A 7,292-nucleotide genomic window follows, 5' to 3' on the forward strand; every position below is an offset into this window, starting at 1 on the left:
CTGCGATCTTTTGATCTGGCTTTTAAAATCAAGATCAAAAGATCGCAGCCTGCGGCAGCTCCTACAAGTGAGAGTCCTTACGGGCGAATTTCGATCATCGTGCCATCCGGCACCAGGTTCCACACCTCACGCATGTCCACATTACGCATGGCGACGCAGCCGTCGGTCCAGTCCAGGGTATGGAACAGTTGCTCAGGGTTGTCTTCGGTGTCCGGGGTGCCGTGGATCATGATCATGCCGCCAGGGTCGACATTTTCGCGGCGTGAGCGGGCGGCATCGGCGATGTTCGGGTAGGAGATGTGCATCGACAGGTTGAATTTGTCACTGGTCTTGCGCCAGTCGATCCAGTAGAAGCCTTCAGGGGTGCGACGGTCGCCTTCCATCAACTTCTGGCCTCTGGGGTTGCGGCCCAAAGAAATGCGATAGGTCTTGAGCGGCTTGCCGTCATTGATCAACTGCAATTGGTGGGCGGACTTGAGAACCAGGACTTTCTCGATGGCCTTGCCGTTGTACGTTCCCACGGCGTTTGCCTGGGATAGCGATACGAACGACAAGCAAAACAGGGCAAGCAACCAGCGCATTGAAACGATTCCCCAGCAGGTGTCGCGACATTTATAGATTAGATGTTTTTTTAGTTGGCAGGCTGAGCAAGCGGCGGGATCGATTCGGACCGTACGGGGTAGACCTCGGTCCGCCGGTCAGCGAAGAAGCATTCTAAGGTACGGCCCACCGTGCGGAAAGCCAGCTCGTCCCAGGGAATGTCCGCTTCGTCGAATAATTGAACTTCGAGGCTTTCGGGGCCGGCGGCAAAATTCAGGTCCGCCAGTTCAGCACGGAAAAATACGTGCACCTGGCTGATGTGCGGCACGTCGATCAGGGTATAGATGCTCAGGTTGCGTACCCGGGCGCAGGCTTCTTCGGCGGTTTCGCGAATGGCTGCCTGCTCGATGGTTTCCCCGTTCTCCATGAAGCCTGCAGGCAATGTCCAGTAACCGAGGCGCGGTTCTATAGCGCGGCGACACAGCAGTACCTTGGTGCCCCAGGTGGCGACGCAGCCAGCGACGATGTTGGGGTTCTGGTAATGGATGGCCTGACAAGTGTCGCAGACAAAACGCATGCGCGAATCGCCTTCGGGTATGCGTTGGGTCACCGGGTTGCCACACTGGCTGCAAAATTTCATGCTTGGGTTCCTGAATGCTGCGCCTATCTTGGCGTGCGACGGTGTCTGTCGGCAAGTTGTCGTTTAGCGACACGCCGCTGTCCGGGGGCTTGGGCGACCGCAGCGATTGGTGCATGATGCAGCGTAAGGCACAGATCGAGAACACTCATGCTGGATGAGCTACTGCATCGGGTCAGTCATCACACACCGCGTACGCTGGAGACTGACCGACGTTTCCCGGAGGCAGCCGTACTGGTACCCATCACCCGCAGTGACGAACCTGAACTGGTTTTGACCCTGCGCGCCAGCGGCCTCTCGACCCATGGTGGCGAAGTGGCTTTCCCCGGCGGTCGACGCGACCCTGAAGATCCCGACCTTGTTTTTACCGCCCTGCGCGAAGCTGAAGAAGAGATCGGCCTGCCGCCAGGATTGGTTGAGGTGATCGGGCCGCTGAGTCCGTTGATCTCCCTGCATGGCATCAAGGTCACCCCCTATGTGGGCGTGATTCCCGATTTCGTCGAGTATCGGGCCAACGATGCCGAAATTGCCGCGGTATTCAGCGTTCCTTTGGAATTCTTTCGCGAAGACCCACGGGAGCATACCCATCGCATCGATTACCAGGGCCGCAGTTGGTACGTGCCGAGCTACCGCTACGGCGAGTACAAGATCTGGGGCCTGACGGCGATTATGGTCGTCGAGTTGATCAATCTGCTCTATGACGCGAAAATCAGCCTGCACCAGCCACCCAAAAGTTTTATCAATACCTGAGCCATCGTTCGAATGGCCTGAGTCCGCGGCTGCCTGAGCCCTGAGGAAAACAACAATGAAGTACCGCCTGGGCGACGCCCGAGTCGAAACCCACCCGCAGAGCTGGGTTGCACCCAATGCCGTGCTGGTGGGCAAGGTCAAGCTGGAAGAGGGCGCCAACGTTTGGTTCAACGCCGTATTGCGTGGCGACAACGAATTGATCCTGATCGGCAAGAACAGCAATGTTCAGGACGGCACCGTGATGCACGCCGACATGGGCTACCCGCTGACCATCGGCACCGGTGTAACCATCGGCCACAATGCGATGCTGCATGGCTGCACGGTCGGCGACTACAGCCTGATCGGCATCAATGCGGTGATCCTTAACGGCGCGAAGATCGGCAAGAACTGCATCATCGGCGCCAATTCGCTGATCGGCGAAGGTAAGGAGATTCCGGACGGTTCGTTGGTCATGGGCTCGCCTGGCAAGGTGGTGCGTGAACTGACCGAGCAGCAGAAAAAGATGCTGGAGGCCAGCGCCGCCCACTATGTGCACAACTCGCAGCGCTACGCCCGCGATCTGGTCGAGCAGGAAGAATGACCACGCCAGAACGCCCGGTGGCATCGCCCTGCGTCAGCATTTGTGCGCTGGACGATGACGACATCTGCACCGGCTGCCAGCGCACGGTGGAGGAAATCACCCGCTGGAGCCGCATGGACAACGACGAACGCCGCAAGGTGTTGGGGTTGTGTCATGAGCGAGCCAAGGCCAGTGGGTTGGTGTGGATGATCGGCAAAACCCCCGGTCATTGATCGTTCCCACGCTCTGCGTGGGAATGCAGCCCGGGACGCTCCGCGTCCCAAAATCCAGAGCCGAACGCAAAGCGTCCATTGAGGCGTTCCCACGCAGAGCGTGGGAACGATCCGCAATTCAGGGTAGGAGCTGCCGAAGGCTGCGATCTTTTGACTTTATGGTCAACTAAAGTACCCTGTGCGCCAAATTGACAGGTACTTCCATGATCTTCCTGATCGCCTACATCAGCAGCGTCGTGCTGACCAACTTCGCCTTTTCCACCGCCCCTCACCTGGACATCATCTGGTCGGCCTGGGGTGGGCTGATATTTATCCTGCGCGACATGGTGCAAACCCGCTTCGGGCACGGCGCGATTGCGGCCATGCTGGTGGCGCTGGTGCTTTCCTATATAACGTCCGATCCGTCCATTGCCCTGGCCAGCGCCACGGCGTTTGCCGTGTCCGAGTGCATCGACTGGCTGGTGTTCAGTATCACCAAACGTCCGCTGCATGACCGCCTGTGGATAAGTTCGGCCCTGAGCATTCCCCTCGATACCTTCATCTTTTTCGGCATGATCGATGCGCTGACGCCCGGTGTGATCCTCACCGCTCTTGGCTCGAAGTTCGCCGGTGTCACCGCCGTGTGGCTGATCATGGCCTGGCGCCTGCGCAAACAGGCTGTCGTCAGCTGAAGCCAAACCCTGCAGTTCATGTAAAATGCCGCGCTTTCTCCCCCAGGGAAGCGTGCTTCCCTCGACGATCGCTTCTTTGAGGACCTGCAGATGACCCGTATCGGAACTCCATTGTCGCCCACCGCGACCCGCGTATTGATGTGTGGCTGTGGCGAGCTGGGCAAGGAAGTGGTGATCGAGCTGCAGCGCCTGGGCGTTGAAGTGATTGCCGTGGACCGCTACGCCAACGCGCCGGCCATGCAGGTTGCCCACCGCAGCCACGTGATCAACATGCTCGACGGTGTCGCCCTGCGTGCTGTGATCGAAGCCGAGAAGCCGCACTTCATCGTTCCGGAAATCGAAGCCATCGCCACCGCGACCCTGGTGGAACTGGAAGCCGAAGGCTTCACCGTGATCCCCACCGCTCGCGCCACGCAGCTGACGATGAACCGCGAAGGCATCCGTCGTCTGGCCGCCGAAGAGCTGGACCTGCCGACCTCGCCATACCACTTCGCCGACACCTTCGAGGACTACAGCAAGGCCGTCGAAGACCTGGGGTTCCCCTGCGTGGTCAAGCCGGTCATGAGTTCGTCAGGCAAAGGCCAGAGCCTGCTGCGCAGTGCCGATGACGTTAAAAAAGCCTGGGACTACGCCCAGGAAGGCGGCCGTGCCGGTAAAGGTCGCGTGATCATCGAAGGTTTCATCGATTTCGATTACGAAATCACCCTGCTGACCGTGCGCCACGTCGGCGGCACCACCTTCTGCGCGCCGGTCGGCCACCGTCAGGAGAAGGGTGACTATCAGGAGTCCTGGCAGCCACAAGCGATGAGCCCGGTTGCCCTGGCCGAATCGGAGCGTGTCGCCAAGGCAGTGACCGAAGCCCTGGGTGGCCGCGGCCTGTTTGGCGTCGAGCTGTTCATCAAGGGTGATCAGGTGTGGTTCAGCGAAGTGTCGCCGCGCCCGCACGACACCGGTCTGGTGACCCTGATTTCCCAGGATCTGTCGCAATTCGCCCTGCACGCACGAGCGATCCTCGGTTTGCCGATTCCGCTGATCCGTCAGGTCGGGCCTTCGGCTTCGGCGGTGATCCTGGTGGAAGGGCAGTCGACCCAGACCGCGTTCGCCAATTTGGGCGCCGCGTTGAGCGAGCCAGATACCGCGCTGCGCCTGTTCGGCAAGCCTGAAGTCAACGGCCAGCGCCGCATGGGCGTGGCCCTGGCGCGCGACGAGTCGATCGAAGCCGCTCGCGCCAAGGCGACCCGTGCTTCCCAAGCGGTTGTTGTCGAGTTGTAACCCATCGACAGGCTGGCCCGTAATCCCTTGTGGGAGCGGGCTTGCCCGCGATGGCGTCGGCACATTAAACATTGATGTCGACTGAACCACCGCTATCGCGGGCAAGCCCGCTCCCACAGGTTTTTCGGGCCGCTCCGACTTTGTGGGTCAGCCTATAATTCGTGGATGCTGCTCATTTTCACCAACGCCTCAGGCCTGTACCCCATGAATTCACAAAGCATCATCGTCCCGAAAATCTCCACGCTGCCGGTGCATGAGCCCCGGGCTCGGGCGATTGTGCGTTGGCTGGTGCGCAAGGACATCATCAAGGAAGAACTCAGTACCTGTGGTCGTACCGGCAATCGCATGGCCCACGCCATCGGCGAGGGCGCTCGCGCGGTGGTCCTGCACCCGGAAGCCCTGCCGTTCGGTGAGGCGGTCAATGGCCTGGAGATTGTCACCAAGCGCTGCATCTATACGCCGGCCAAGGGTTTTCTGAGCGAGGCGGGTTGCGCGGAATGCCGCAAGGAAATCGGCGAGGCCCTGTTCGAGAGCCTGGAAGACTGGATGCCGGGGCGTACCGATAACTTCACCTGCCCGGAATGCGGGCATGAAGACGATATCAACGGCTTTCTGTACTTGCAGGAATGCGGCTTCTCCAACCTGGGATTCATCTTCAACAACTGGGCCGAGGCCGGGTTCAAGCAGAGCTTTCTCGACGAATTTGCCGATTGGCTGGATCAGCCTGTCAGTTGGGTCAAAGTAGAACTCTAAAAAGCACCGCTCTCCAGTGTAGGAGCTGCCGAAGGCTGCGATCTTTTGACTTTGATTCTGATGTTGTTTTACAAAGCCTCTTCGCGAGCAAGCTTCGCTCCTACGGATAAAAACAAGATCAAAAGATCGCAGCCTTCGGCAGCTCCTACGCAGAGCGAAATCCCCGTATATCAGTAATGCCAATAATAGACAGAGTTTTACATTGAACCCGAAGGGGTGTCTGACTATAATGTCGCGCTTCCATTTTCCCGCTCGGGAGCCCCCGCGATGCTGCGTATCAGCCAAGAAGCTCTGACATTCGACGACATTCTCCTAGTGCCTGGTTATTCCGAGGTTCTTCCTAACGAAGTCAGTCTGAAAACCCGCCTTACCCGTGGCATCGAGCTGAACATTCCCCTGGTTTCTGCCGCCATGGACACCGTCACTGAAGCCCGTCTGGCAATTGCCATGGCTCAGGAAGGTGGTATCGGCATTATCCACAAGAACATGACCATCGAGCAGCAAGCTGCCGAAGTCCGCAAGGTCAAGAAGTTCGAAGCCGGCGTCGTTAAAGACCCGATCACCATCGAGGCTGACGCCACGGTTCGTGACCTGTTCGAACTGACCCGCATGCACAACATTTCCGGCGTTCCGGTGCTGCACGATGGCGACCTGGTCGGCATCGTCACCTCCCGTGACGTGCGTTTCGAAAGCCGCCTGGACATCAGTGTCCGCGAAGTGATGACGCCTAAAGAGCGTCTGGTCACGGTCAAGGAAGGCGCCGACAAGAACGACGCTCGCGAGTTGCTGCACAAGCATCGCATCGAACGCGTGCTGATCGTCGACGACAAGTTTGCCCTCAAAGGCATGATGACCGTCAACGACATCGAAAAAGCCAAGGCTTACCCACTGGCCAGCAAGGACGATCAAGGTCGTCTGCGCGTTGGCGCTGCCGTCGGGACCGGTAAAGACACCGGTGACCGCGTTGCCGCCCTGGTCAACGCCGGGGTTGACGTGGTGGTGGTCGACACCGCCCACGGTCACTCCAAAGGCGTGATCGACCGCGTTCGCTGGGTTAAAGAGAACTTCCCTGAAGTGCAGGTCATCGGCGGCAACATCGCCACCGGCGCTGCCGCCAAGGCCCTGGCCGAAGCTGGCGCTGATGCCGTCAAGGTCGGTATCGGCCCTGGCTCGATCTGCACCACCCGTATCGTCGCCGGTGTCGGCGTCCCGCAAATCAGTGCCATCGCCAACGTCGCCGCTGCCCTCGAAGGCACTGGCGTTCCGTTGATCGCCGACGGCGGCATCCGTTTCTCCGGTGACCTGTCCAAGGCCATCGTAGCCGGTGCTTCCTGCGTGATGATGGGCTCGATGTTCGCCGGTACCGAAGAAGCGCCAGGCGAGATCGAACTGTTCCAGGGTCGTTCGTACAAGGCTTACCGTGGCATGGGTTCGCTGGGCGCAATGTCCCAGGCTCAAGGTTCCTCCGACCGTTACTTCCAGGATTCCTCGGCCGGCGCCGAGAAGCTGGTTCCGGAAGGCATCGAAGGGCGTGTTCCTTACAAGGGCACCCTGAGCGCGATCATCCACCAGTTGATGGGCGGCCTGCGTTCTTCCATGGGCTACACCGGTAGCGCCAACATCGAACAAATGCGCACCATTCCTGAATTCGTGCGGATCACCGGCGCAGGCATGGCCGAGTCCCACGTTCACGACGTGCAGATCACCAAGGAAGCGCCAAACTACCGCGTAGGTTGAGCCTTCAAGCAAAAAGCTAAGCAACCGGGGCTGTTTTATTCAGCCCCGAGTTGTTTCTGAATCACGACTGTTTCTGAATGACTTAGACGAGACTGAATCATGGCCCTCGATATTCACGCTCACCGCATCCTGATCCTCGA

The 7,292-nt window shown here is 59.3% G+C and carries 9 protein-coding genes; 7 read left to right on the forward strand and 2 right to left on the reverse strand.

Going from position 1 to position 7,292, the window contains the following annotated elements; all coding sequences use genetic code 11:
- Positions 1-77: 77 nt before the first annotated feature.
- Together ACRESJ_RS31365 and ACRESJ_RS31370 are read right to left on the reverse strand one after the other, a co-directional pair.
- Positions 78-581: a L,D-transpeptidase family protein gene (locus ACRESJ_RS31365; RefSeq protein WP_431761371.1), complete on the reverse strand. Its 504-nt coding sequence runs from the start codon at positions 579-581 to the stop codon at positions 78-80.
- A gap of 50 nt (positions 582-631) precedes the next feature.
- Entirely contained in the window at positions 632-1,180 is a 549-nt protein-coding gene (locus ACRESJ_RS31370; RefSeq protein ID WP_431761372.1) for an NUDIX hydrolase, read from the reverse strand.
- A gap of 147 nt (positions 1,181-1,327) precedes the next feature.
- Between ACRESJ_RS31370 and ACRESJ_RS31375 the strand changes: the two genes are divergently transcribed.
- From ACRESJ_RS31375 to guaB, 7 genes are all read left to right on the forward strand, one after another.
- A complete protein-coding gene (locus tag ACRESJ_RS31375) occupies positions 1,328-1,927 on the forward strand; it encodes a CoA pyrophosphatase (protein ID WP_431761373.1) in 600 nt (199 codons plus the stop codon).
- Between the two features lie 55 nt (positions 1,928-1,982).
- Entirely contained in the window at positions 1,983-2,507 is a 525-nt protein-coding gene (locus ACRESJ_RS31380) for a gamma carbonic anhydrase family protein (RefSeq protein ID WP_431761374.1), read from the forward strand.
- Entirely contained in the window at positions 2,504-2,719 is a 216-nt protein-coding gene (locus ACRESJ_RS31385; RefSeq protein ID WP_431761375.1) for a DUF1289 domain-containing protein, read from the forward strand. The genes ACRESJ_RS31380 and ACRESJ_RS31385 overlap by 4 nt, the downstream gene beginning before the upstream one ends.
- Before the next feature lie 203 nt (positions 2,720-2,922).
- Complete coding sequence (locus tag ACRESJ_RS31390) at positions 2,923-3,390, forward strand: preQ0 transporter (protein ID WP_431761376.1); 468 nt, start codon at positions 2,923-2,925, stop codon at positions 3,388-3,390.
- Positions 3,391-3,480: 90 nt separating this feature from the next.
- Positions 3,481-4,662 carry a formate-dependent phosphoribosylglycinamide formyltransferase gene (purT, locus tag ACRESJ_RS31395; protein ID WP_431761377.1) on the forward strand — a complete coding sequence of 394 codons (1,182 nt, stop codon included), beginning with the start codon at positions 3,481-3,483 and terminating at the stop codon, positions 4,660-4,662.
- 204 nt (positions 4,663-4,866) lie between these two features.
- Positions 4,867-5,415: a sugar ABC transporter ATPase gene (locus tag ACRESJ_RS31400; RefSeq protein WP_431761378.1), complete on the forward strand. Its 549-nt coding sequence runs from the start codon at positions 4,867-4,869 to the stop codon at positions 5,413-5,415.
- 267 nt (positions 5,416-5,682) lie between these two features.
- A complete protein-coding gene (gene guaB, locus ACRESJ_RS31405) occupies positions 5,683-7,152 on the forward strand; it encodes an IMP dehydrogenase (RefSeq protein ID WP_431761379.1) in 1,470 nt (489 codons plus the stop codon).
- Positions 7,153-7,292 lie beyond the last annotated feature (140 nt).

Source organism: Pseudomonas sp. (assembly GCF_050739655.1).
Taxonomy (GTDB): domain Bacteria; phylum Pseudomonadota; class Gammaproteobacteria; order Pseudomonadales; family Pseudomonadaceae; genus Aquipseudomonas.